This is a genomic window from Azoarcus sp. TTM-91, assembly GCF_012911025.1.
In the GTDB taxonomy this organism is placed as follows: Bacteria; Pseudomonadota; Gammaproteobacteria; order Burkholderiales; family Rhodocyclaceae; genus Azoarcus.
The window spans coordinates 61,380-86,364 of the sequence record NZ_WUEI01000008.1 but is presented as its reverse complement, the minus strand read 5'-3'; the positions used below and the strand labels follow the sequence as shown (position 1 = coordinate 86,364).

The following is a 24,985-nucleotide window of genomic DNA, read 5'->3' as shown; positions in this document are numbered from 1 at the left end:
AATTCATCCAGGTGTTCGATGCCGCCGACCGCAGCCATGCCACCGTCGCGCTACGGGCCACGTTGCTGCGCCGTGGCGAGAAAGTGCCGCTTGCCACCACGAATCTGCGGGTTTCGAACTCCGCCCCGAGTGCAGATGCCGAGGGCGGAGTCCAGGCCCATCGTATCGCGCTGGCGCGGCTGAGCACGGACATCAAGCGCTGGGCCGGGGCCTTGACCCCGGCATGCATCAGGGATTGAATACTTGCGCGCCGCGAAAGCTGGAGGGAGTTTTGCGGCGCCCTGCGACAAACATAACAGCGGAGTCATCATGACCGAGAACAAGCCATCGCCCTATCAAACGGGCCTGGAGAAGAACGCTGCAAACTATGTACCGCTCACGCCGCTCACCTTCATCGAGCGCAGCGCCTATGTCTATCCGGACCGGGTCGCCATCGTGCACGGCAAGCGACGTCAGAGCTGGAGCGAGACCTACACCCGCAGCCGCCGGCTCGCTTCGGCGCTGAAGCAGCTGGGCATCGGCAAGGACGACACCGTCGCCGTTGTGCTCAACAACACGCCGGAAATGTACGAATGCCATTTCGGTGTGCCGGGCGCCAGCGCCGTGCTGAACACCATCAATACCCGCCTGGATCCCGAGGCGATCGCCTTCATCCTGAACCACGGCGAAGCGAAGGTGCTGATCACCGACCGGGAATACTCGCGGGTGGTCGCCAAGGCGGTGGAACTGGCAAACCGGCCGGAACTTGTCGTCATCGACGTGGATGACAGCGAATACACCGGGCCTGGCGAGAAAATCGGCAGCCAGGACTATGAGGCCCTGCTGGCGTCCGGCAACCCGGAATTCCTGCTTGAGCAGCCTGCCGACGAGTGGGATGCGATCGCGCTGAATTACACCTCAGGCACTACCGGCAACCCCAAAGGGGTGGTCTACCACCACCGTGGCGCCTACCTGAATGCAATGTCCAACATCGTCTCCTGGGGCATGCCGCCGCACTCCACCTATTTGTGGACACTGCCTATGTTCCACTGCAATGGCTGGTGCTTCCCGTGGTCGATGGCGGCCAACGCCGGGGTGAATGTTTGCCTCCGGCGGGTCGATCCGCGGCTCATCTTCGATGCGATGCGGGAGGAGGGCGTTACCCATTATTGCGGCGCGCCCATCGTCCACTCCATGCTGGCCAATGCCCCAGAAGAATGGCGGAAGGGCATCAACCACAAAGTCTCCGGCCTGGTTGCCGCGGCACCGCCGCCGGCCTCGGTCATCGAAGGCATGGCGCGTATCGGCGTCGACCTCACCCATGTCTATGGTTTGACCGAAACCTACGGCCCTGCCTCGGTCTGCGCCAAGCACGACGAGTGGGCGAACCTGCCCCTCGCAGATCAGGTGACCAAGAACGGCCGCCAGGGCGTGCGCTATCACGCCCAGGAAGGCATCACCGTGCTTGATCCGGAGACCATGGAGGCGGTGCCCTGGGACGGCGAAACCATGGGGGAGATCATGTTCCGTGGCAACCTGGTGATGAAGGGCTACCTGAAAAACGAGAAGTCTACCGCCGAGGCCTTCCGCGGCGGCTGGTACCACACCGGTGATTTGGCGGTGATGCAGCCCGACGGCTATGTGAAGATCAAGGACAGGTCGAAGGACATCATCATCTCGGGCGGCGAAAACATCTCGTCCATCGAGGTCGAGGACGCGCTGTACAAGCACCCAGCGGTCATGTCCGCCGCGGTGGTGGCAGCCCCCGACGAGAAATGGGGTGAAGTGCCCTGCGCGTTCGTCGAGCTCCGGGATGGTGTGACCGTCACCGCTGAGGAATTGGTGACTCACTGCCGTGCGCACCTGGCCGGCTTCAAGGTGCCCAAGCGCATCATCTTCGCCGCCATTCCCAAGACCTCGACCGGCAAGATCCAGAAGTTCGCACTGCGGGAGCAGGTCAAGTCCGCCGCCTCCTTCGAGTGAGGCTGGGCGCCGGGGGCCGTCGGCCCCTGGCGCCATCCACAACGAGAACCCCACAGGAGACGCCATGAGTGCCGTTCCCCAGGCTGCCGAGCAGCCGCTTTTTTTGCGCGAGGACCTCGGCGGCGTTGCCCACCTTCAGCTCAACCGGCCGGCGCAGTTCAACGCGCTGTCCCAAGCGATGCTCAATGCACTGATTGCCGAGCTGGACAGGATCGCTGCCGACGAGCGGATACGCGTCGTCGTCATTGGCGGCGAGGGCAAGGCCTTCTGTGCCGGCCACGACCTGAAGGAAATGCGCGGCAACTACACGCTGGGTTTCCAACAGGCGCTGTTCCGGCTTTGCAGCAAATTCATGATGAAGCTGGTGGAACTGCCTCAACCGGTGATCGCACGGGTGCATGGTATCGCCACCGCCGCCGGCTGCCAGCTGGTGTCCATGTGCGACCTGGCGGTCGCCTCGGATGTAGCCCGCTTCGCGGTCTCCGGCATCAACGTCGGTCTGTTCTGCGCCACGCCCAGCGTGGGCTTGTCACGCAATATCGGTCGCAAGCAGGCTTTCGAAATGCTGGTGACCGGCGACTTCATCGACGCCGCGGAAGCGCAGCGCCGCGGCTTGGTCAATCGTGTGGTCGCAGCGGAAGCGCTGGACGACGAGATCCGCCGGCTGGCTGATTCCATCATCGCCAAGTCACCGGTTGCCGTCCGCATGGGCAAGCAGATGTTCTACCGCCAGCTGGAGAACGGCCTGGACGCGGCCTATCAGTTGGCGTCGGAAACCATGGCCTGCAACATGATGGCCGAGGACGCTGCAGAGGGCATAGATGCCTTCATCGCCAAGCGGCCGGCAGTCTGGAAAGGCAGATAAGCCCTCGGAGCGGGCTATGCTGATCGACACCCATGTCCACCTGGATGCCCCCGAATTCGCTCAAGACCGGGAGGCCGTGCTGGAGCGGGCTAGACAAAGTGGCGTCGGATGCTTCGTGCTGCCAGCCGTTTCTGCGGCCAATTTTCAGGACGTAGCCGCACTGGCAGCGGCCCATCCGGAGGTGCATCGGGCCTATGGCATTCATCCGCTGTACGTGGGTGACAGCAGGGAGGAGGACCTGGATCTGCTGGATGAGCGCCTCTCGGAACATGGCGTGGTGGCGGTCGGCGAGATCGGTCTGGACCATTTTGCCGGCCACATCGACCTTGGGCTGCAGGAGCATTATTTCGTCGCCCAGTTGCGCTTGGCGAAGCGCCACGGCCTGCCGGTCATCCTTCATGTCCGCCGGGCTCAGGATGCCATCCTCAAGCAACTGAGGCGCATTGAGGTTCCCGGCGGCATAGCACACGCTTTCAACGGCAGTCTTCAACAGGCTGAAGCCTTCATTGCCCTTGGTTTCAAGCTGGGATTCGGCGGGGCCATGACCTATGACGGTTCCAGACGCATCCGCCAATTGGCAGCCGGGCTGCCGCTGGACGCGCTGGTGCTGGAGACGGATGCACCGGACATGCCCCCGTCCTGGGGGAGAGGGGAGCGCAACGAGCCCGACAACCTCCCTCGCTATGCGGGAGTGTTGGCTGGACTGCGGGGAGTTCCGCTGGATGAAATCGTCGCGGCGACCGGCCGCAATGCCTGGGCGGCACTGCCGCGGTTAAGGTCCGCCTAGAGCAGCGCCGTCGGTGCGTGGCGAGCGCGAACAGGCGATCAACTCGGCGATGTCCTGCTTGAGGCGCGCCACATCGTTGTCGAAGTTGTCGTAGATCATCAGCGATACGCCGAACACATAAGCATAGAGCAGCATGCACCGACTGGAGGCCTCCTGCGGAGACACGCCACAGGCAACGAAAAGCTCCCGGGCGCAACGCAGCCGGGTCTCGTCCACCTCGGCGACGATGGCGGCCGCATCAGGATCGCGGCGTGCCCAGTCCCGTACCGCGAGCTCTATCATCATCCCCCGCCTGCTGCGGTTGGCGCTATAGACCTCGATGACATGATAGATCTGTGCCAGCTCCTCGCCCGGAGCCGCCTTGGTCTGCTTCACGATGTCCCGGATACGGCCGTCCCGCCATTGGGTCAGGATGGCCAAGAGCAGGTCGCGGCGATCCTGGAAGTGCCAGTAGAAGCTGCCTTTCGTCACCTTGAGGCGCTTGGCGAGGACTTCCACCCTCAGCCCGGCTATACCTTCTTCCGCCAGAACATCAGTGGCAGCAGCGATCCAGCTGTCGCGGTCCAGTTGCGTGCGGGGTTTGGCGGGCGTGCTGTCCATATGGAGATGTCTTGACGATGAGGGTTCCATACGCTACCGTACGCCACCCATACTGTTGCGTATGGTCGAATTGTGGGTGACTCGGCACGCAAGTGTCAATCCGCGCCCGAGCCGGCAAAGTGCGCATTCCTTTTCGGGGTGCGATAATCGCACAAGTCGGCCCTGCGGCCGGCAGAGAGATCGAACAACCGAAGGAGCGCGGCATTGAAGATTCTTGTTCCCGTCAAGCGCGTGGTCGATTACAACGTGAAAGTCCGCGTCAAGGCGGACGGCAGCGGTGTTGACGTCGCGAACGTGAAAATGAGCATGAACCCGTTCGACGAGATCGCAGTGGAAGAAGCCGTGCGATTGAAAGAGGCGGGGATTGCGACCGAGGTCGTGGCTGTAAGCGCCGGCGTTGGCGCCTGCCAGGAAACCCTGCGCGCCGCGCTCGCCATCGGCGCGGACCGCGCCATCCTGATCGAAACGGATGCCGAGCTGCAGCCGCTCGCGGTCGCCAAGCTGCTGAAGGCCGTCGTCGCCAAGGAGCAGCCCCAGCTTGTCATCTGCGGCAAGCAGGCCATCGATGACGATGCCAACCAGACAGGCCAGATGCTGGCTGCGCTGATGGGCTGGCCACAGGCGACTTTTGCCTCGAAGGTGGCTATTGCCGATGGTCGTGCCACGGTCACCCGCGAGATCGACGGCGGCCTGGAAACGATCTCAATTTCCCTGCCTGCGGTGGTTTCCACCGACCTGCGCCTGAACGAGCCGCGCTACGCCACGCTGCCCAACATCATGAAGGCGAAGAAGAAGCCGCTGGATGTGACCCATCCTGCCGACCTCGGCGTCGACGTCGCTCCGCGGCTTACCACGGTGAAGGTCGAAGAGCCGCCCAAGCGTGGCGCCGGCGTCCGCGTCGCCGATATCGCCCAGCTGGTCGACAAGCTGAAGAACGAAGCCAAGGTCCTCTGAGACCGGGATAGAGAGAGGAATACCGAACATGACGATCCTGGTCATTGCCGAACACGACAACCAGTCGATCAAGGCCGCAACGCTGAATACGCTGGGCGCTGCCGCCAAGATCGGTGGTGATGTCCATCTGCTGGTCGCGGGGGCAGGCTGCGGTGCAGCGGCGGAAGCGGGCTCCAAGCTTGCGGGCGTTGCCAAAGTGCTGCTGGTGGATGCGCCGCACTACGATGCACAACTGGCAGAAAACGTTGCTGAACTGGTCAAGGGGCTGGCAAGTTCATACAGCCACGTCCTGGCGCCGGCCACCAGCGCTGGCAAGAACACGCTACCGCGAGTCGCCGCGCTGCTCGACGTCGCCCAGATCAGCGACATCGTCGGTGTGGAGTCGGCCGACACCTTCGTGCGGCCGATCTACGCCGGCAACGCGCTGGCCACGGTGAAGAGCAGTGATCCGGTGAAGGTGATCACCGTGCGTACCACTGCTTTCGAGCCGGTCGCCGAAGCGGGTGGCAGTGCCGCTGTCGAGAGCATTGCCGCCGCTGCCGATCTTGGCATCTCCAGCCTGGTTGGCCGGGAACTCACCAAGAGCGCCCGTCCTGAACTGGGCGCAGCCAAGATCATCGTCTCCGGTGGCCGCGGCCTGGGCAACGGCGAGAATTACCACGCGATCATGGAGCCCTTGGCCGACAAGCTGGGCGCGGCGCTCGGCGCCAGCCGGGCTGCTGTGGATGCCGGCTATGCGCCCAACGATTATCAGGTCGGCCAGACCGGCAAGATCGTGGCACCGCAGCTGTATGTCGCGGTGGGCATCTCCGGAGCGATCCAGCATCTGGCCGGCATGAAGGACTCCAAGGTGATCGTCGCCATCAACAAGGATCCGGAAGCACCGATCTTCCAGGTGGCGGACTATGGCCTGGTTGCAGACCTGTTCGAAGCGGTGCCGCAGCTGACCGCCGCGGTGGGCTGAGGCGGACTCTCCGTCCGGCGCACGGACATGAACCTGTCGGCGTCGCTCTTCCCGACTGCCTGGCATGTGTTCATGGCCGTGCTCAGCATCATCATCCTGGGCGCGGCCGCTCGCGTTGCGCCCTGGAAGAAGCTCCAGACTTCTTCCCAACTGAACCTGACGCTCGGCATCGCGGTGGTGCTGATGTTGATGTGGAGCCTCAAGGCAGGCGTGAAGCCCGGCCTCAATCTCCATATGTTGGGTGCCATGGTGGCCACTCTGGCCTTGGGCCCCGAACTTGCGCTCTTCGCCCTCGGCCTTGCGCTCACTGGCATCACGCTGAACGGCGCAGTGGAATGGGCTGCATGGCCGGCGAATTTCATCTTCATGGTGGCTGCTCCCATAGGCATCGCCACCTTGCTGCATCATCTGATCGTGCGCTTTCTGCCAGCGCATTTCTTCGTCTTCATATTCGTCACCAGCTTTGTCGGTTCGGCGCTCACCGTGCTGCTTCAGGGCTTTATTGCTTCCGGGGCGATGTCGCTTGCAGGGGCTTACAGCTTTGATTTCCTGCTGGCGGAGTATCTCCCCTTCTTCCTGTTGCTTGGTTTTGCCGAAGCCTGGCTGGGAGGCGCCGCGATGACCCTGCTGGTGGTCTATCGGCCGGACTGGGTCGCGGCATTCGACGACAAGCGTTATCTGCTGAACAAGTGAGAGGGCGCCGGCAGGTCCGGCCTATTACATAACGAGGAGTGGGATCGAATGAGCACCTACATCGCACCGATACGCGACATGCAGTTCGTGATGAAGGAGTTGGCCGGGCTGGACCAAGTGGCTGCCCTGCCTGGGAACGAGGAAGTCAGCAGCGATCTCGTCGATGCCATCCTTGAGGAAGCCGGACGTTTTGCGACTGAGGTGCTTTCCCCCCTGAACCACTCCGGTGATCAGGAAGGCGCTCGATGGAGTGATGGCGCGGTCAAGACCGCCGCCGGCTGGAAGGAGGCTTATCGACAATTCTCTGCAGCGGGGTGGACGGCGATTGCCGCCGCCCCCGAGTATGGAGGCCAGGGACTGCCGAAACTGCTGTCCACCGCGGTGATGGAGATGTGGAAATCCGCCAACATGGCTTTTTCGCTTTGCCCGATGCTGACCGGCGGTGCCATCGAAGCGTTGATGCTCCGTGGTAATGACGAACAGAAATCGCTTTACCTCGCCAAGATGATCAGCGGCGAATGGACCGGCACGATGAACCTGACCGAGCCGCAAGCCGGCTCAGATCTCGCTGCCGTCCGGACCCGGGCGGAGCCGCAGGGCGATGGCAGCTACAAGCTCTTTGGTCAGAAGATATTCATCACCTACGGCGACCACGACCTCACGGACAACATCATCCATCTGGTCCTCGCCCGCCTGCCGGACGCACCCGAGGGGGTGAAGGGGATCTCCCTGTTCGCCGTCCCGAAGTTCCTGGTGGGGGCAGACGGGGCCCTGGGGGCGCGCAATGATGTTCATTGCGTCTCGATCGAACACAAGCTGGGCATCCATGCTAGCCCGACCTGCGTGCTTGCTTTTGGAGACAAGGGTGGAGCAATCGGTACGCTGGTAGGCGAAGCGAATCGTGGCCTGGAGTACATGTTCATCATGATGAATGAGGCACGCTTCGCCGTCGGCATGGAAGGCATCGCACTGTCCGAGCGCGCCTATCAGCATGCGCTGGGCTATGCCCGCGAACGTGTGCAAGGCACCGAAGCAGGCGTGCGAGGAGGGGGCAAGGTCGCCATCATCCGGCATCCGGACGTGCGCCGCATGTTGATGTCCATGAAGAGCCAGACGGAGGCGATGAGGGCGTTGGCCTACGTGGTGGCTGCGGCCACCGACCTGGCTCACCATCACCCCGATCCGGAAGTTCGGGCCGAAAGGCAGGCCTTCGTCGATCTGATGATTCCTGTGGTCAAGGGCTGGAGCACGGAGAATGCGATCGACGTGGCCTCCACTGGCGTTCAGGTTCACGGCGGAATGGGTTACATCGAGGAGACCGGTGCAGCCCAACACTTGCGGGATGCTCGCATCACCTCGATCTACGAGGGGACGACGGCGATCCAGGCCAACGATCTGCTGGGGCGAAAGGTCGCCAAGGATGGCGGCCAGGCCATCAAGGCGGTGATCGCCTCCGTGCGGCAGACGGCCACCGAGGCTGGTGCTCTGGAGGGGCCTGCCTTCAAGGCTATACAGAGCGCACTTGCAGATGCGGCGGGGGCGCTGGAGCAGGCGGTGGATTTCGTGCTGGACACCTATGGCTCCGATATCAAGGCTGCCTCGGCAGGCTCTGTGCCCTTCCTCAAGCTGCTGGGAATCGTTGCTGGTGGCTGGCAGATGGCGCGGGCCGCCATCATCGCCCAGCGGGGGCTGGCGTCCGGGGCAGGGCAGGGCGGTTTCTACCAGGGGAAGATAATCACTGCGCGCTTCTTCGCAGATCACCATCTCGCGCTTGCAGCCGGGCTCTCCCATGCTGTGGTGCAGGGCGCTGCTGGAACCCTGGACTTGCCGGAAGAACTCTTCTAACCGCAAAGAACAAAAAAATGGCGCCGGAAGGCGCCATTTTTGTTTTCAGCCTGGTTTGCTTACTGAACCTTGGCCTTCTCGCGCAGCTCGAGGATGTGGGCTTCCACCTTCTGCTGCTGGAGGCGCTGCTGGAGCTGCGGCTTGACCTCGTCGAAGGAGGGTGCCTTCAGGTCGCGCACGTCTTCCAGCAGGATGACGTGATAACCGAAGTCACTCTTTACCGGCGTGGTCGTGAATTTGCCCTTTTCCAGCTTCACCATTGCATCCGAGAAAGGCTGAACGAACATGCCAGGGTTGCTCCAGCCGAGTTCGCCACCCTTGTCCTTGGAGCCCGGATCGCGGGACTCCTTGGTCAGTTCCTCGAATTTGGAGCCGCCCTGAAGCTTGGTGATGATGGCCTTGGCCTGATCTTCAGTTTCGACCAGGATGTGCCGCGGCTTGTATTCCTTCTCGCCCATGCGGCTCTTGATCGTGTCGTATTCCTTGCGGATCTCGGCATCGGTGACCGGGTGGGTCTTGACGTAATCCTGCAGGTAAGCGCGAATCAGGATGGCCTGCTTGGCGAGATCCATCTGGGCTTGCACGTCACTCTTCTTTTCCAGCCCCTTCTTGGTGGCTTCCTGGCTCAGGACCTCGCGGCGCACCAGCTCTTCACGCACGGCTTCGTTCAGCTGCGGGCTGTCCTGGGCGCCCTGGGCACGCTGTTCGTTCAGCATGGCTTCCGCCCGGCTGGCCGGAATCGCCGTGCCATTGACGGTGGCGTAGGGCGCAGCGGCCATGGCTCCGTGTGCCAGGAAAGCAGCGATCAGGCCAATGGCCAGGCGGCTCGGAAATCGTTTCATCGGTGTTCCTTGTTGGTGGGTTGCATTGAGGCCTCTTCGGCCGTTTGGGCGCGGATGGCGAGGGCGTGGATTTCTCCCCTCATCATCTCGCCCAGTGCCTGGTAGATCATCCGATGCCGGCTCACCGTGCTTTTGCCGGTGAAAGCATCGGAAACAATGTGTAGATCATAATGTCCGCCGCCGGCCCGGGCGCCTGCATGGCCTGCGTGCAGTGCGCTGTCGTCTCCGACCTCCACCATCAGCGGTGAAAGGGTCTGAAGGCGCTGCCGGATGTGCTCGACGACGTTCACGGCAGAACCTTGCGGAAGGGGCGAACGGTGGTCCGGGCGAAAACGCCGCGCAAGGTATAGGGGTCCTTGGCCAGCCACTCCTCCGCCTCCTTGAGGGAGGCGAATTCCGCCACCACCAAGCTGCCTGCGAAGCCGGCGGGGCCAGGCTCAAGTGCATCGATGGCAGGCATCGGACCGGCGAGCAATAGACGCCCCTCTTCCTTCAGGCTCTGCAGGCGAGCCAGATGTGCCGGCCGGACCGCCAGGCGGGTTTCGAGGCTGCCAGGCGCGTCTTCCCCCATCAGTACATAAAGCATTAGTGTGCGTCTTCCTCTAGGTGGCGGGACAGGTAGAAACCCTGAAGGACGGCGAAAGCAATCATGAGGCCCGTCATCCCGAACAGTTTGAAATTGACCCACGACTCTTCAGAGAAGCTGTAGGCGACATAGAGGTTCAGCCCGCCCATCATGACGAAGAACAGAGCCCAGGCGAGGTTCAGTTTGTCCCAGACCTCGTCCGGCAGCTGGATCTGAGCTTCCAGCATCCTGCGGATCAAGTTGCGCTTCAACCCCAGGCTGGCGATGAGCAGGACTGCGCCGAACAGCCAGTAAAGGGCGGTTGGCTTCCATTTGATGAAGGTGGGGTTATGGAAGAAGAGGGTGGCGCCCCCGAACACAACAATGATGGCGAAGCTTACCCACAGCATGCCGTCCACCTTGTGGCGCTTGAACCAGACCAGGGCAATCTGTATCGCTGCGGCCACCATGGCGACGGCGGTGGCAATGAGGATGGGCGCCTGCGTCGCCACAATGCCGTCCCCAAGCAAGGACGAGGCGAGGGACAGCGACGCATCAGGATTAACCCCGGCGATCTTGTAGGCGCCGAAAAAAAGGATGACGGGCAGCAGGTCGAAGAGGAATTTCATGCGCCGGGATTATAGCGAGAGTGGCTGCGGCCTGCGCTGAGCGTTCAGGGCGTTTCAGGGCGGTTCCGCATATGGTTCGCCAAGCCCGCGATAGCAGCATGCAGCTTCTCGCGCAAGTGCGGATCGCTCACGAAGTCGTCTAGCGCCTGACGCATGCAGCGCATCCATTGATCGCGCTCGGCGACTCCGATGGAGAAGGGCAGATGGCGAGCCCGCAAGAAGGGTTGACCATGGCGCTCCACGTACAGGTTCGGGCCACCTAGCCAGCCGCTGAGGTACATGAACAGTTTCTCGCGGGAGCCGCCGAGATCTTCCGGATGCATCTTGCGCAGTTCCCAGGTCTCGGGTTCGCTGTCCATGAGGTCGTAGAAGCGGTCGACCAAGGCTCGCAAGACAGGCGCGCCGCCGATCTGTTCATAAGGAGTGAGAACGGGCAGGGGCGTGGTTTCAGGCGGCATGATGGATCAAGTTGAAGTCGGTACGGCCGCAGCGAAGGTTGGCGGGCAAGGCCTCATCCATGTACTTCGGCGCGGGCAGGTTGAGTGTGTCCATCAAGGCGATGAACTCTTCCCGGTTGCGCCCTTGAAAACGCGCATTGGAGGTTTTTTCCTGGGCGATGGAGCTGACTCTCATTCCTTTGTAGTCATGCCCAGGGAAGACCAGGGTTTCGTCCGGGAGCGTGAAAAGGTGGCCGGTGATGCTGTCGAACAGGGTTCCCGCATCCCCGCCCTGGAAGTCGGTACGACCACAGCCACCGATCAGCAGCGCATCGCCGGTGAAGATCCGGTCGCGCCATTGATAGGTCAGGCACCCCGGCGTATGCCCAGGGGTGGCGATGACCCGGATCACCTCGCAGCCGAAGACGAGCGTATCGCCGTGGGAGACAGGATGATCGGCACACTGCGTGCCGGCTGCAGCTGCGGCGACGATGCGTGCGCCAGTGAGCTCACTCAGGCCGCCAGCACCGGTCACATGATCGGCGTGAACGTGAGTTTCCAGCAGCCAGCGCAATTGCAGGTTCAAGTCCTGAAGCAGGGCGAGGTAGCGGCCGACGTGCTCTCTCACCGAATCCACCATCACCGCATCCCCGGAGAGTGCATCCGCGAGCAGGTAGGTGAGGGTACAGGTCTCTTCGTCAAACAGTTGGCGGAACACGATGCTCATTCGTCATCTCCTCCAGTCGGCTGAATGCATTCTAGCGACCCGGGGCAGAGGGCTCCAGCGGCAGGTAAAGAATGGCCCGGAGACCGCCGCCGTCACGTGGCAGGAGGTCCAGCCGGCCGTCGTGGGAACGCATGACCCGCTCGACGATGGCCAGCCCCAGTCCGGCGCCCTTGGTGTTGGAGCGGGCCGTCTCTAGCCGGGTGAAAGGCCGCCTCAACCGTTCGACATCTGCCTCGGGAATGCCGGGGCCGCGATCGGCGACCTCGATGGCGACGCCTTCTCCTTGCCGGAAGACACTGACATCCAGCGGTTTGTTCTCGCCGGCATAGCGCAGCGCGTTATCCACCAGGTTGGCAAGCGCGCGGCGCAGGGGAAGGGTGCGGCCGGGAGTTAGGATGGGCTCAGGCATATGCAGCTTCACATGCACTCCCCTCAGGCGGTAGGGCTCGATGACGTCCGCCACCAGACCGCAGAGATCGATCTGCTGCAAGGGCTCTTGTGGATCGCCCCGACCGAAGTCTAGGAATTGCCCAATGATGCGGTCCATTTCCTCTATGTCCGCGACCATTGCGGTCACCTCATCCGTCGGGGCTCCCGACATCTCTACTCCCAGGCGCAAGCGGGCGAGCGGTGTCCTGAGATCGTGGGAAACGCCTGCCAGGATCAGGGCACGATCCGCATCCGTCCGGGCCAAATCGCCTGCCATCTGGTTGAAGGCTCGGGCGACGACAGCGATCTCCTGTGGGCCGCTTTCCACTTGTTTGGGCGGCGTCTGCCCGCTACCTACCATGCGGGCGGCGCGCGCGAGCTGCCGGAGAGGGGTCCCGATGCGGGATACGATGAGGAAGGCGCCCAGCAAGGCCACCAACAGGGCAGCGCCGCCCCAGGCGAGCCACTCCAGCGCATGCGGCTTTTCCAGGCGATCCGGCGGCAGCATCACCCAGTACTCGTCCTTATCCTCCGGGTCCAGGCGGAAGCTCACCCAGAACCCTTCCAGGGCCTTCCATTTGAGGGCAAAACGGGTATGTGCGCCCAGATGGCGACGAACCTCCGCCATCATCAAGCGCATCGGCCTCTCGTTGCCGAGCGGGACAACTTCATCCGATGGCTCGGCGGGGTAGATCCGTATGCCCTCAAGCGCTGCCAACTCGATGAGCAATTCGGTTCGCCGAGCCGCATCGGCGTTGATCAGCGCAGTCCGCGTCAGATTGACCACGCTGACGACCATCTGCGCCAGATCGCGCGCCCTGGGCTCTTCTTCGAAGTAACGGAAGATCTGCGACCAGGCGAACAAGGCCAGCGACAGCAGGATCGCGACCAACAGGAATGTCTGCCACAACAGGGTGCGTGGCAGCCAGCCAGCGAGAAAGCGCCCTAGCGCGCGTACCCGGCGCAAAGTCAGAGGGCGCGGCACTTACGACTCACTCTTCCTCTGTGGCCTTGGTGTCATCCGGAACGAAGACATAGCCGAAGCCCCATACCGTCTGGATGTAGCGCGGCTTGGCAGGGTCGTCCTCAACCAGCTTTCGCAAGCGGGAGACCTGCACGTCGATTGCGCGGTCGAACACGCCATACTCCCGGCCCCGGGCGAGTTCCATCAGCTTGTCACGGGAGAGAGGCTGGCGTGGATGCTGAAGAAGGACTTTGAGCAGAGAAAATTCGCCGGTGGTGAGCTGGATTTCCTCGCCGTCGCGGACCAGCGTACGAGTTCCCAGGTTGACCTGCACGCGGCCAAAGGCAACCACCTCGTCTTCCGCAGTGGGGGCTCCTGGCAGCGGCGGCGGCTGGCGGCGCATCACCGCCTGGATCCGGGCAACCAGTTCACGCGGGTTGAAGGGCTTGGGGAGGTAGTCGTCCGCGCCCATCTCGAGGCCGACGATGCGGTCTACATCGTCTCCCTTCGCGGTCAGCATGATGATGGGCATGCGGTTCTCCGCTCCCCGCAGACGCCTGCAGATCGCCAGCCCGTCTTCGCCCGGCAGCATCAGGTCAAGCACCATCAGATCGAAGTGTTCCCGGTGCAGTGCTCTGTCCATTGTGGGGGCATCCACCACCGCCTTGACGGCAAACCCCTGCTCTTGCAGGTAACGGGACAACAGATCGCGCAAACGCGCGTCGTCGTCCACCAGCAGTACGCGATAACGTGTTTTTCCATTCATGGCGCGCATCCTATCCCGTGTCACAGAAACCTTGCCAGTCGCCCCCTGCGGGCGTGCTTCCCTCGCTGGTAACGCTTCGTAAGGCGTCAACCAAAAAGCAACATCCTCTTACAAAAGGCGTAGGAGAGCGTGACATAGTTCTTCCCCCAGCACAGGGCTTACCGGTATTTTGCTCGACATCGTCAAGACGTGCAGGTCGTCGCCCTCCGCCACCATGAAGATGCAACAGCACATCCCAGGCCCCCCGCGATTCTGGAGCGGTCGTGCCGCCAGAACCCGGAACGGGGCCGTGGTGGCGCTTTGCCTGCTGGCTGCCGGTTTTTCCAGCGAGTCCCTGGCGCAGGCGCCCGCGGGACCGCTACCGCCCCTCCTTGCCGGAGAAAGTGGCGCCAGCGTTGAATATCCGGCCCCCACCCTGCGTCATACCGATCTACGTCGGGCCATTGCGGCCGACTCCGAACGCTCTCCAGAACCCTCCAGCAAGCGCAAGCTGAGCGCGGAGGAGCGCGACGCCCTTCACCGCGACCTGCGTGCGGCGATGCGCGGCGCCTACCCCGAAAGCGAGACGCGCCACCGCGATCCGCGCTGAGCGTTACTACGCTCGGAGGCTGCCGGTAGAATACCGGCCCATGAATGTTCTCTCCCTCGAAACCTCTTGCGAGCAGGCCAGCATCGCCTTGCTCTGTGGTCAGGACGTCCGCAGCGTTGCGCTTGAAGGCCACAGCAATCACTCTGAACGCATCCTCCAGTCCATTGCGTCCCTCCTGGCAGACGCAGGTATCGCTGCACGCGACCTGAGTGCGGTTGCATTTGGGTGCGGTCCGGGGGCCTTCACTGGCTTGAGGCTGGCCTGCGGCGTGGCTCAAGGAATAGCGATAGGGGCTGGGATCGGGGTCATCCCCGTTGACAGCCTTGCAGCGCTGGCTTTGCAGGCCGGGGAGGGAAGGGTTCTTGCAGCAACCGACGCCCGTATGGAAGAGGTGTATTTCGCTGGCTTCCAGGTGAGGGGGAGCGAGGCCAGTTCTCTCTTCGAAGTGCGTTGTATGCCAGCTGCGTCGATGGAGCTTGGCGAAGGCGATTGGCTCGGTATCGGCTCCGCCTTCCGGGCGTATCCCGATGCATTCGCTGCGCGGCTGGGCGAAAAATTCATACGGATAGATGCGAGCAAGGTTCCTCGGGCCGAGGAAGTTGCCCGCCTGGCCGCGCCCCGGGTAGCTGCAGGGGAAAGCGTATTACCCGAAGAAGCCGCGCTGCTCTATGTCCGCGACAAGGTGGCCTACACCACGGCGGAACGCCTCGCTAGGGGGGGGAAGGCGTGAGTGCCCAAGTGCCTTCCTTCAATTTCCGTAGCATGCGGGAGGATGATCTCGAGTGGATTGTGCGGGAAGAGCGTGATCTCCATCCCTTCCCGTGGACGCACGGCAACTTCTCTGACTCCCTTGCTGCCGGCCAGGCTGGATGGGTGATGGAGGAGTGGGCGGTGCCTGCGGCGTACGCGGTGGTGCTGCATGTGCTGGACGAAGCACATCTGCTCAATATCAGCGTGCTGCGTGCCAGACAACGCCAGGGATTCGGGGCAAGGTTGCTCGATTGGATCGAGCGGGATGCCCGGCTTCGAGGGGCTACTCAGTTCTTCCTGGAAGTGAGACCCTCGAATACGGCGGCGCTCTGCCTTTACCAGAATAGCGGCTACCTCCAGATCGGGCGTCGCAAGAACTATTACCCTGCGGCTTGCGGGCGCGAGGATGCGTTGGTGATGAGGAAAGCACTATGAATCCAACTCTGCCCGCGCAGTCCCCTCGACGTGCCGCAGTCCTGCGCGAAATGGGGCTCGGTCCCTTGTGGCTCCTGCGTAGTCTTGATGCCGCGCGAGCCGAAGCGGCGCTCCAGGCCAGAGCGGCATTGGGTTTTGCATCGACGGTCAATGCAGAAGTTTTCTCAAGCGTTACTCGCGCTCAACCGGCAGAGTCTCAGGCAAGTCCTTTGGGGCCCCAGTCCCCGCCGCGCTTGCAGCAGCCTGCTGCGTTGCCTGTCGTGGTCACCGAGAAGGTGGCTCCGCACAGAGATTCAGGCCGCGAGCAGCGCATTGCAACGCTTGATTGGGACGGACTGGAAGAGGAGATTCGCTCCTGCCAGGCTTGTGTGCTTTGCGAACGGCGCAAGCAGGCTGTACCTGGCGTGGGCGACCGCAAGGCTCAATGGATGCTGGTAGGAGAGGGGCCTGGCGCCGAAGAGGATCTGCGCGGCGAGCCCTTCGTCGGCCAGGCTGGCAAGCTGCTGGACAACATGCTCGCCGCGGTCGGCTTGAGGCGCGGGGAGGGCGTTTATATCGCCAACGCCGTCAAATGCCGCCCGCCGCATAACCGCACGCCGGAGTCCGCAGAAATCGATACTTGCCTGCCTTTCCTGGCGCGACAGATCGAACTGGTGCAACCGAGGCTGCTGGTGGCGCTGGGCCGCCCGGCCGCGCAGGCACTGCTGAATATGGAAGTAAGGATAGGCGCTGCCCGGGGCCAGCTGTTCCGCTACCGGAACACGCCCGTACTGGTCACCTATCACCCGGCTTACCTGCTGCGCAATCCGCAGGACAAGTCCAAGGCATGGGAAGACCTGTGTTTTGCCCGCCGTACCATGGCAGACCTTCCGCAGGCTTAGTGGCAGCGGTCTTCCAGCAAGGCCACGGAATCGAACTCCCGCTGGTTGGCTTCATGCCTGCGCTTGACCAGCAGCATGGAGCCGGCGACGAAGAATCCGAAGAGCACGATCACAGTATTGATCGACAGCCCCCACATCAGCAGGACCGCGTAGGTGCCGGTCATGACCAGGATGGACAGGTTCTCGTTGAAGTTCTGCACGGCGATGGAGTGACCTGCCCCCATCAGGATATGCCCGCGATGCTGTAGTAGTGCGTTCATGGGCACGACGAAGAAGCCGGCAAGTGCCCCCACGATCACCATCAGCAGCATTGCCACGCTGGGGCCGGTGACGAAGATCATCAGCATGACTACCAGCCCCATGGCGACACCGAGCGGAATGACGTTTACCGCTCGACGCAGGGTGATCATCCTGGCAGCCATCATTGAGCCCGCAGCTATCCCTATCGCCACCACGCCTTGCAGCATGGACGCCTTGGAGAGGTCGAAATCCAGGTTGTGCTCAGCCCACTTGATCACAATGAACTGCAGTGTCGCCCCGGCTCCCCAGAACAGCGTGGTGACCGCCAACGAGATCTGGCCCAGGCGGTCCCGCCAGAGCAGTTTCAGGCAGTGGTTGAAGTCGTGAATCAGATAGAGCGGATTGCTTTTCAGAGGCTTGTGGTCGACGCCGGTATCCGGGATGTAGACGTTGAAACAGGCGGCCACCACATAAAGCAGCCCGATGGCGAGCACACTGGCTTCGAAGGGATTCGTCACGCCGGGCAGATCGAGTTGTGCCAGCCAGCCAGCCACATCACCTCGGATAAGGATGCCGCCCATGACGGTGCCGAGGATGATCGCGCCCACCGTCAGGCCCTCTATCCAACCATTCGCAACCACCAGCAGGCGGTGAGGCAGGTACTCGGTGAGAATCCCGTACTTCGCCGGGGAATAGGCCGCGGCCCCCAGGCCGATCACCGCGTAGGCGAACAGTGGATGGGCGCCGAAGAAGAGCATCAGACAGCCGCCGATCTTGATGGTGTTGCTGATCAGCATCACCCGCCACTTGGGCATCGAATCGGCAAATGCGCCCACGAAGGCCGCCAAGGCAACGTAGGAGACGGTGAAGAACAGCTTAAGCAGCGGCTCGTATTCGGCCGGTGCGTGCATGTCGCGGAGAAGGGCGATCGCGACGATGAGCAAGGCGTTGTCGGCCAGCGCGGAAAAAAACTGCGCTGCCATGATGATGTAGAAGCCGAGCGGCATCGTCTGAAAACGCATGGGCGATTGCGGAAGCGCGGTTTATAACACGAAGCCAGAAAGCGTGTTGTGCCGCGGCACAAGGGGAAGTTCAGCCATTGACTCGATCACCGCGGATTTGTGATGTAATTGGCACAATAAAACCAGCTTATCGAGAACATGGCCGACCGCAGACTACAAGTCTTCCATGCCGTGGCGAAGCACGGCTCCTTTACCCGGGCTGCCGAGCATCTCTTCATGACCCAGCCCGCCGTTACCTTTCAGATCAAGCAACTGGAGGAGCAGTACAACACCAGGCTGCTTGATCGCGGCCACGGCAAGATCAGCCTCACCCCCGCGGGCGAGCTGGTATTCGCTTACGCTGAACGCATTCTGGGCTTGAGCGAAGAGTTGGAGTCGCGGGTCGCCGAGCTGACGGATGAACTCTCGGGTGTACTCAATATTGGCACCAGCACCACGATTGCCGCCTATTGGCTTCCACCACTGCTCAACAGCTTCAAACGCCGCTACCCTAGGGTGGTTCCACGCGTGGCGGTGGGCAACTCCCAACTGACCGAAGATCGGGTTGCTGCCCGCGAGCTGGATATCGGGCTCATCGAGATCGTCACCGACCAACCCGCCATCGAACGGCGCAGCGCGGCTCGCGATGAGTTGCTGGTCATCTGTCAGCCGGGCCATCCACTGTCGGGCGCTTCCGCGCTCAAGGCGCAGGATCTTCTGGAGCATCCTTTCATCACGCGGGACCCCGGCAACGCGATACGAGAGCTGGCAGAGGAGTTTTTCGAAGCAGCTGGAATTTCGACGACCGAACTCAACATCACTGCCGAGTTGGGCAGCCTGGCTACGGTCAAGCACTTGGCTGCGGAAGGCATGGGCTACGCGATCGCGTCCGGCGCAGCCATTCGCCGCGACATCCGTGAAGGGAGACTGGCCGGCATTCCGCTCGACCCCCGGCTTTATACGCCGCTGGAAGTCATCACCCCACGGGATAAATTCCGCTCCCGCCTGATCACGACCTTCGCCGACCATGCCTGCGAAGAGTTCGCCCGCATGGCCCAGGGCGGAACGGGAATCGAGTGATGGCAAAGACCAAGACGGCCTTTATCTGTACTGAATGCGGAGCCCAGGTATTACGCTGGCAGGGCCAGTGCCCCCAGTGCCAGGCGTGGAATACTCTGGTGGAAGGCGTGGTGGAGCAGGGGGGAGGCGGCAACGGCCGTTTCGCCGCTCTGGCCGGCAACGTCGGCAAGCTTCAGCCCCTCTCCGCGCTGGAGCCCAGGGAAGAGCCTCGCACACCCACCGGCATCGATGAGTTCGACAGGGTGCTTGGCGGAGGGCTGGTTGCCGGCGGTGTCGTGCTGATCGGGGGTGATCCCGGGATAGGCAAATCGACGCTGCTGCTGCAGGCACTGTGTCAGCTGGCCGGGCAGCATCCAGTGGTGTACGTGAGCGGCGAGGAATCGGGCGAGCAGGTTGCGTTGCGAGCGCTGCGCCTGCAGGTTCGCACGGAAGGTTTGCAGTTGCTGCCTGAAATCAATCTGGAGCGCATCCTGGCGACCCTGAACACCGCGAAACCTCGGGTGGCCGTGATCGACTCCATCCAGACCATCTACTCCGAGGCCTTGCAGTCGGCGCCAGGTTCCGTCGCCCAAGTGCGGGAGTGCGCGGCCCAACTTACGCGCTTCGCCAAACAAAGTGGCACCGCCCTGATCCTCGTCGGCCATGTGACGAAGGATGGGACGCTGGCAGGCCCGCGGGTGCTTGAGCACATCGTCGATACCGTCCTCTATTTCGAAGGCGATACCCATTCCAGTTTCCGCCTGGTGCGCGCGTTCAAGAATCGCTTTGGGGCGGTGAATGAACTCGGGGTCTTCGCCATGACCGAGCGGGGGTTGAGAGGCGTCTCCAATCCGTCCGCCATTTTCCTTTCCCAGCACAGCCAGCAGGTGCCAGGCAGCTGCGTCTTGGTTACCCAGGAGGGAACGCGCCCCTTGCTGGTGGAAATCCAGGCGCTTGTGGATAGTGCACATACGCCTAATCCACGCCGGTTATCCGTCGGCCTGGAGCAAAACCGGCTGGCCATGTTGCTCGCGGTGCTGCACAGGCACGCGGGAGTCGTCTGCTTCGACCAGGACGTGTTTGTCAATGCGGTGGGCGGCGTGAAGATATCCGAGCCCGCGGCGGATCTTGCGATCCTTTTTGCCATCGTGTCATCGCTCAAGAACAAGCCCCTGGACAAGGGCCTGGCCATTTTTGGTGAGGTCGGGCTGGCGGGTGAAATCCGGCCGGCGCCGCGGGGCCAGGAGCGCCTGCGCGAAGCAGCGAAACTGGGCTTCACCTCAGCAATCGTTCCGAAGGCGAACGCGCCCAAACAGGCGGTGGAAGGGATGCGGGTGTTCGCGGTGGATCGGTTGGAAGAAGCGCTTTCGACGGAGATTTTTGGTTAAGACGCATGGCGGTCCGCCTGGAAGTTGCCGGGAGCTACCTTGCTTAAAAGTTTACATAATACAAATTATCGCGGTTTTTGGTTTGACCGAAATAGCTTGTGTATCGGCTATGACTCTTTCCATAGCTTTTGCTGAAGTGGCCCGATGTATAATTCGCGCCGGCCTCAACGCTGGCGCGTTGATGCGAGGGTGGCGGAATTGGTAGACGCACTGGATTTAGGTTCCAGCGCCGTAAGGCGTGAGAGTTCGAGTCTCTTCCCTCGCACCAGAATCGCTGTGATACGTCCTGCAGGACAAGAAGAAGAAACGAATACCACAGGGAGGGTTGGCCCCATCATGCGACGGCGGCAACTCGGGATGGGCGCACTGCTGGCTGCCATCGGGACAGGTGTCTCCAGTTCCGGTTGGGGCCAGACGGACTCAGATCTCTTTTTTGACGATCTGCCCATCGTCCTTACCGCTTCACGGATGGCCCAGTCCCCGCTGGATGCTCCTGCGCCGGTGACGGTCATCGACCGCGAGGCCATAGACGCCTCTGGTTTTACCGAAATCCACGACATTCTTCGTCTCGCGCCGGGGTTCCTCGTCGCCGACTGGCCGGATGGTTCGCCGACCATCGCCAATCATGGTGTGGGCGACGCCTACGGACGCAGGATCAAGGTGCTGGTGGATGGAAGGACCATCAACAATCCGTTGTGGGGCAACGTAAATTGGCAAGATATTCCGCTACGTGTCGATGACATCGAGCGCATCGAAGTCGTACGTGGCCCCAACGGCGCGGCCTATGGGGCAAACGCGTTCCAGGGCGTAGTGAACATCATCACCCGTGCGACGGCGAGCGAAAGCGGCGCTGCGTTCATCGCACGTTTCGGCGAGCCGAACATCCGCGACGTGGGGGTCCGGCTGAACAGCCAAGGCGGCACGCCCCTCGACTGGCGCATCACTGCTTCCAGGCGTACCGCGGACAACTTCCGCAGCCATGACGATCAATCGTCCGAGTCCATCGTCCGCAAGGTCCTGAACTCCCAGTTTTCGGCCCACCTTTCGCCGCAGGACTCCATCCGCTTGCAGTTCGGCGCGACTGCCGGTGTCGATCGGCGTGGTTATCCCGCTGCGAGCGCGAACAACTATCCGATCCGCACCGAGAAGCTGGAGGAAAACTATCTGCATCTTGCCTGGGTACGGAGTTTCGATGCGGAGTCGGAGTTTTCTCTCCAGTATTACCACCAGGGACGTAGCGTTCGTGGGGATTGGCTGGCAGGTGAGGGAAATGATCCGCGGGTTCCGGCAAATGGTGACATAGACACCACCAGAGACGATCTCGAGCTTCAGCTAACCAAGCGGTTTAATCCGCACTGGCATGTCTTGGTCGGGGCGGGAGTTCGCCGTGACACTGCGGAGTCCGAGCGCTACTTCTCCACAGGCAGGACGATCGTCGCCCGTCAATGGCAGACCTTTGGCAGCGTGACATGGCAGCCACTACAGGCGCTTTCGATCAACGCGGGTGGAACCTTCGAGCGGCATGATTACAGTGGCTCCCTGTTCTCGCCTCGCTTGGCCCTCAATTTCGCGCTGACCGAAACCTCAGCTCTCCGGCTCTCGACTGGGACAGCCTATCGAGCGCCGTCATTCATGGAGTCGGATTCGTTTGAAACCCTGCAGAACAATGGCGAAATTTTGAGGGTCTTCTATCGGGCCGGCCTCAAAGTCGAACCGGAGAAGGTGCGTTACAGTGAAATCGGCTATCTGGCCCGCTTCCCGGCCTTGGGACTTAATGTCGATACGCGCTACTTTCATGAGCGCTACTCGCGTTATCTCGATGACCAAACATGCAGCTACAGCAGTCTCCGGAGGCTCTGTCCAGTCCCTCCGCCCGAGAACTTCGCGACCCCTCCTCGTTCAGACAGGAACTTCATGTTCTTGAATAGCGGTGCATTCATCATGCATGGCCTCGAACTGGGCATAGACTGGAAAGTCCCTGGCATTGGCCGCGCCCTCCTCTCCCAGGCTTTCGTGAAGATCCGCGAGGATGGCTATGTACCTGACGCCAGCCTGGTGGACAGCGCACCCTCCTCCCTCACTTCTCTGCTCCTGATCAAGGAACTGCCACAACGCTGGCGTTTCAGCCTCGGTTACTATCACAATAGTGAAATGTCGTGGCTCAACGACGGTGGCAAGGTGCCAGCCCGGGACCGCTTCGACATAAAGCTCGCAAAAGGCTTTGGTGCGACCGGGTCGGAGAATGAGTTCTCCATTACTGCGCAAAGCCTTGGGGGCGCCTATCCTGAATTCCACGAGGAGAATTTCCGTCATGAACCGCGCATTTTCGCGTCGTTACGGTTGGGCTGGTAAAGCGGACCTTAGCTGCTGAAGTGTGGTTGCGACGGTAAGAGGCTCGTTTCTCTTGCGTGGTGGCAGTCTTGGCCCCCTCTTTCCCACCGCCCTCCTCAAAGGTCACGCACCTGGCTGGGCGGCATGCTTTCATTTGCGGGATCAAGGATAGGTGTTGAGGCGGTTTTCCTCACTTTCGCTCAGGCAGCGCGTACTGTTGGTGGCTTTATTGCCGGCAGCGTTGATCACCTGTGCGGTCACAGTCCTGTTCCTCATCAGTGGTACTCGCGCGCTGGACGAAGGTCTGCGCGAGCGCGGTATCGGCATCGCGAGCTTTCTCGCGCCAGCGGCTGAATATGGCGTCATCACTGGCAATCGGGCCAGCCTGGGCAGCCTGCTTCAGGCTGCGCTGGGTCAGCGGGATGTAGTCGCCGCCGCGGTGTACGGCAGCGAAGGCCGTGTGCTGGCTGTCAGCGGCCGTTTGACGCCGCTGGACAACGCCCAGATCGTAGTGGTGCGCAGGACACAGGATTACTTCCCCGAAGGAGGGCGCCTTGCGGTCGTCGTGCCGGTACAGCCGGCACCCCTGGACCTGGATGACCTGCTGCTGCCCGGCGGTGCCCCGGCCGCGAGTTCCGCCCCGGTGGGCTGGGTGCATGTGGAGATGGACACCCATCCACTGACCCAACGTAAGACGGAAGTCGTACTCAGCACCATCTTTCTGGTCGCCTTCGGCCTTGCGCTCACGGCCACACTTGCGCTGAGGTTGGCCCGCTCGGTGGGCGAGCCGGTGGCACGCTTGGTGGAGGCTGTTACCCAGATCGCCGGTGGCCGGCTGGACGTTACCGTGCAGGACAGTGCCTCCAGTGACGAGTTGCGCGCCCTCGAGACGGGTTTCAATGCCATGGCCCGGTCCATCGAGGACGCCCACAAGACCTTGCAGGCCAAGGTGGATGCGGCCACCGCGCAGCTTGCCCATCAGGCCCTGCACGATCCCTTGACCGATCTGCCTAACCGCCGTGCTTTCGAGCAAGCGCTGGAAGAGGCTGTCGCCAGTTCCCGGCGGGCGGGTGACAACTGCGTGCTGTGCTTCATCGACCTGGACCGCTTCAAGATCGTCAATGACAGCTGTGGCCATGCGGCGGGCGACGAGTTGCTCCGCCACATCGCTCGCATCGTTCGCCTGCGGGTGCGCAACGAGGACATGGTCTGCCGTGTTGGCGGCGATGAGTTCGCGCTGTTGCTGCGCCGCTGCCAGGGCGGAGACGCCCAGCGCATCGCGGAAAGCCTGAGGGAGGCGGTGGCCAGCTACCGGTTCCAGTGGGACGGCAAGCACTTCTCGGTGGGGGCCAGCATCGGCTTGATCCGCATCGACGGCAGCCTGGACAGTGCTTCCGACGTACTCGCCGCCGCGGACATGGCCTGCTATGCAGCCAAGAAGAATGGCCGCAACCGCATCGTCGAGCATGACCCCGCCTCGGGCAGCAACACCGAGCATGAAGCTCGGAGCGATTTCACGCCGGTGCCCGTCGGCAGCCTGGTCCGGGATCGGTTGATGCTGCATGCCCAGGCGGTGCTGCCACTGTGCGGCAGCGAGGAGCCCTTGCTCGAGGTGCTGCTGCGGCTGGCGGACGACGAAGGGCGCCCTCACCCACCGCAGGCTTCGCTGCACCAGTTTGCACTGAGCGGCACTGCGGTGGATCTTGACGACTGGGTGGCCTCGCATGCTTGCGCATCGATTGCCCGGCATCAGCGGGAGATCGGCCGCGGCGTCACGCTCAGCTTCGGGCTCAATCTCAGCGAGGCGTCCATCCTGGATGCGGCTACTTACCTCGCCCAACTCGGCAATCATCTGCGTCGGCACGCGTTACTGCCCCGGCAGGTCCTGCTGGAGTTCCCGATTTCCATTGCCGAACAGCAGCCTGAGGCCAGCATCAAGCTGGTGGAGGCTGCGCGCCGGGCCGGCCACCGGGTTGCACTGGAGCGGGTGGATGGCAACAAGGTGGGGTATTTGAGCGAGCTGCGCCCGGATTACATCAAGATCAGCTTCAAGGGGCTGGTGGAGGCCTACGGTCTCGAGGCCGGCTACCGTCTAAGCCAGGCGCTTTGCGGCATGGCAGCTGTCCTCGGGATCAACGCCATTGCCTCCGAGGTGGAGGAGGCATTCTGGCTGGACAGCCTGGCGGACCTTGGCTTCAGCCATGCTCAAGGGCGGGCGATAGCGCTGCCGCAGGCCATCGAAGAATGGCGCCTGCCGGTGCCGCCGCTGCCGATCTGAGCGC

26 protein-coding genes and 1 tRNA gene are annotated in these 24,985 nt (G+C 62.4%); 17 read left to right on the top strand and 10 right to left on the bottom strand.

The features are described from left to right. The 4 genes from GRF61_RS04450 to GRF61_RS04435 form a co-directional block, all read left to right on the top strand. Positions 1-239, top strand: a 239-nt coding sequence (locus tag GRF61_RS04450) for an ABC-type transport auxiliary lipoprotein family protein (protein WP_211165738.1), incomplete at its 5' end; no start/stop codon positions are given. Between the two features lie 70 nt (positions 240-309). Continuing rightward, the gene (locus GRF61_RS04445) at positions 310-1,962 is read left to right on the top strand and encodes an acyl-CoA synthetase (RefSeq protein ID WP_169149500.1); all 1,653 of its coding nucleotides are present in this window, start codon (positions 310-312) and stop codon (positions 1,960-1,962) included. Positions 1,963-2,026: 64 nt separating this feature from the next. Beyond that, the gene (locus tag GRF61_RS04440) at positions 2,027-2,827 is read left to right on the top strand and encodes an enoyl-CoA hydratase (RefSeq protein ID WP_169149499.1); all 801 of its coding nucleotides are present in this window, start codon (positions 2,027-2,029) and stop codon (positions 2,825-2,827) included. 16 nt (positions 2,828-2,843) lie between these two features. After that, complete coding sequence (locus tag GRF61_RS04435) at positions 2,844-3,614, top strand: TatD family hydrolase (protein WP_169149498.1); 771 nt, start codon at positions 2,844-2,846, stop codon at positions 3,612-3,614. Here the strand turns inward: GRF61_RS04435 and GRF61_RS04430 are convergent. Next, positions 3,600-4,214: a TetR/AcrR family transcriptional regulator gene (locus tag GRF61_RS04430; protein WP_169149497.1), complete on the bottom strand. Its 615-nt coding sequence runs from the start codon at positions 4,212-4,214 to the stop codon at positions 3,600-3,602. The genes GRF61_RS04435 and GRF61_RS04430 overlap by 15 nt on opposite strands. Positions 4,215-4,418: 204 nt before the next feature. On the opposite strand from GRF61_RS04430, the gene GRF61_RS04425 reads away from it, so the two are divergent. From GRF61_RS04425 to GRF61_RS04410, 4 genes are read left to right on the top strand one after another with little or no spacing between them, the layout of a single operon-like run. Continuing rightward, on the top strand, positions 4,419-5,168 hold the full coding sequence (locus tag GRF61_RS04425; protein WP_169149496.1) for an electron transfer flavoprotein subunit beta/FixA family protein: 750 nt from the start codon (positions 4,419-4,421) through the stop codon (positions 5,166-5,168). A gap of 28 nt (positions 5,169-5,196) precedes the next feature. Then, complete coding sequence (locus GRF61_RS04420; protein ID WP_169149495.1) at positions 5,197-6,132, top strand: FAD-binding protein; 936 nt, start codon at positions 5,197-5,199, stop codon at positions 6,130-6,132. A gap of 27 nt (positions 6,133-6,159) precedes the next feature. Beyond that, entirely contained in the window at positions 6,160-6,825 is a 666-nt protein-coding gene (locus tag GRF61_RS04415) for an energy-coupling factor ABC transporter permease (protein WP_169149494.1), read from the top strand. A gap of 48 nt (positions 6,826-6,873) precedes the next feature. Further along, positions 6,874-8,670: an acyl-CoA dehydrogenase gene (locus tag GRF61_RS04410; RefSeq protein ID WP_169149493.1), complete on the top strand. Its 1,797-nt coding sequence runs from the start codon at positions 6,874-6,876 to the stop codon at positions 8,668-8,670. A gap of 59 nt (positions 8,671-8,729) precedes the next feature. Here the strand turns inward: GRF61_RS04410 and GRF61_RS04405 are convergent, their stop codons facing one another. The 8 genes from GRF61_RS04405 to ompR are packed head-to-tail and all read right to left on the bottom strand — an operon-like array spanning position 8,730 to position 14,029. Beyond that, positions 8,730-9,512: a peptidylprolyl isomerase gene (locus tag GRF61_RS04405; RefSeq protein ID WP_169149492.1), complete on the bottom strand. Its 783-nt coding sequence runs from the start codon at positions 9,510-9,512 to the stop codon at positions 8,730-8,732. Then, positions 9,509-9,802: a BolA family protein gene (locus tag GRF61_RS04400; protein WP_169149491.1), complete on the bottom strand. Its 294-nt coding sequence runs from the start codon at positions 9,800-9,802 to the stop codon at positions 9,509-9,511. Before GRF61_RS04400 ends, GRF61_RS04405 begins: the two co-directional genes overlap by 4 nt. Continuing rightward, on the bottom strand, positions 9,799-10,098 hold the full coding sequence (locus GRF61_RS04395) for a YciI family protein (RefSeq protein ID WP_169149490.1): 300 nt from the start codon (positions 10,096-10,098) through the stop codon (positions 9,799-9,801). The genes GRF61_RS04400 and GRF61_RS04395 overlap by 4 nt, the downstream gene beginning before the upstream one ends. After that, the gene (locus GRF61_RS04390; RefSeq protein ID WP_169149489.1) at positions 10,098-10,706 is read right to left on the bottom strand and encodes a septation protein A; all 609 of its coding nucleotides are present in this window, start codon (positions 10,704-10,706) and stop codon (positions 10,098-10,100) included. Before GRF61_RS04390 ends, GRF61_RS04395 begins: the two co-directional genes overlap by 1 nt. Before the next feature lie 44 nt (positions 10,707-10,750). After that, positions 10,751-11,164: a group II truncated hemoglobin gene (locus GRF61_RS04385; RefSeq protein ID WP_169149488.1), complete on the bottom strand. Its 414-nt coding sequence runs from the start codon at positions 11,162-11,164 to the stop codon at positions 10,751-10,753. Then, positions 11,154-11,870 (bottom strand): MBL fold metallo-hydrolase, encoded by a 717-nt coding sequence (locus GRF61_RS04380; protein ID WP_211165737.1) that lies wholly within the window; start codon positions 11,868-11,870, stop codon positions 11,154-11,156. Before GRF61_RS04380 ends, GRF61_RS04385 begins: the two co-directional genes overlap by 11 nt. A gap of 31 nt (positions 11,871-11,901) precedes the next feature. Next, complete coding sequence (locus GRF61_RS04375; RefSeq protein ID WP_169149508.1) at positions 11,902-13,266, bottom strand: ATP-binding protein; 1,365 nt, start codon at positions 13,264-13,266, stop codon at positions 11,902-11,904. A gap of 25 nt (positions 13,267-13,291) precedes the next feature. Continuing rightward, positions 13,292-14,029 (bottom strand): two-component system response regulator OmpR, encoded by a 738-nt coding sequence (gene ompR, locus GRF61_RS04370; protein WP_211165736.1) that lies wholly within the window; start codon positions 14,027-14,029, stop codon positions 13,292-13,294. 214 nt (positions 14,030-14,243) lie between these two features. Here ompR and GRF61_RS04365 point away from each other — a divergent pair, with 214 nt between their 5' ends. From GRF61_RS04365 to GRF61_RS04350, 4 genes are read left to right on the top strand one after another with little or no spacing between them, the layout of a single operon-like run. After that, positions 14,244-14,618, top strand: coding sequence for a hypothetical protein (locus GRF61_RS04365; RefSeq protein WP_169149486.1), 375 nt, complete (start codon positions 14,244-14,246; stop codon positions 14,616-14,618). A gap of 40 nt (positions 14,619-14,658) precedes the next feature. Beyond that, positions 14,659-15,348, top strand: coding sequence for a tRNA (adenosine(37)-N6)-threonylcarbamoyltransferase complex dimerization subunit type 1 TsaB (gene tsaB, locus GRF61_RS04360; RefSeq protein WP_169149485.1), 690 nt, complete (start codon positions 14,659-14,661; stop codon positions 15,346-15,348). Between the two features lie 32 nt (positions 15,349-15,380). Then, positions 15,381-15,803, top strand: coding sequence for a ribosomal protein S18-alanine N-acetyltransferase (rimI, locus tag GRF61_RS04355; protein WP_169149507.1), 423 nt, complete (start codon positions 15,381-15,383; stop codon positions 15,801-15,803). Further along, positions 15,800-16,684, top strand: a complete 885-nt coding sequence (locus GRF61_RS04350) for a uracil-DNA glycosylase (RefSeq protein WP_169149484.1) — start codon at positions 15,800-15,802, stop codon at positions 16,682-16,684. The genes rimI and GRF61_RS04350 overlap by 4 nt, the downstream gene beginning before the upstream one ends. Here GRF61_RS04350 and lplT read toward each other — a convergent pair. Beyond that, complete coding sequence (gene lplT, locus GRF61_RS04345; RefSeq protein ID WP_169149506.1) at positions 16,681-17,931, bottom strand: lysophospholipid transporter LplT; 1,251 nt, start codon at positions 17,929-17,931, stop codon at positions 16,681-16,683. The genes GRF61_RS04350 and lplT overlap by 4 nt on opposite strands. Before the next feature lie 153 nt (positions 17,932-18,084). Between lplT and GRF61_RS04340 the strand changes: the two genes are divergently transcribed. From GRF61_RS04340 to GRF61_RS04320, 5 genes are all read left to right on the top strand, one after another. After that, on the top strand, positions 18,085-19,005 hold the full coding sequence (locus tag GRF61_RS04340) for a LysR substrate-binding domain-containing protein (RefSeq protein ID WP_169149483.1): 921 nt from the start codon (positions 18,085-18,087) through the stop codon (positions 19,003-19,005). Continuing rightward, complete coding sequence (radA, locus tag GRF61_RS04335; protein ID WP_169149482.1) at positions 19,005-20,372, top strand: DNA repair protein RadA; 1,368 nt, start codon at positions 19,005-19,007, stop codon at positions 20,370-20,372. The genes GRF61_RS04340 and radA overlap by 1 nt, the downstream gene beginning before the upstream one ends. Positions 20,373-20,555: 183 nt before the next feature. Next, positions 20,556-20,640 (top strand) — tRNA-Leu (locus tag GRF61_RS04330). Positions 20,641-20,729: 89 nt separating this feature from the next. Continuing rightward, the gene (locus tag GRF61_RS04325) at positions 20,730-22,724 is read left to right on the top strand and encodes a TonB-dependent receptor (protein ID WP_248281103.1); all 1,995 of its coding nucleotides are present in this window, start codon (positions 20,730-20,732) and stop codon (positions 22,722-22,724) included. Positions 22,725-22,944: 220 nt separating this feature from the next. Further along, on the top strand, positions 22,945-24,981 hold the full coding sequence (locus GRF61_RS04320; RefSeq protein WP_248281102.1) for a diguanylate cyclase: 2,037 nt from the start codon (positions 22,945-22,947) through the stop codon (positions 24,979-24,981). The last annotated feature ends 4 nt before the right edge of the window (positions 24,982-24,985 follow it).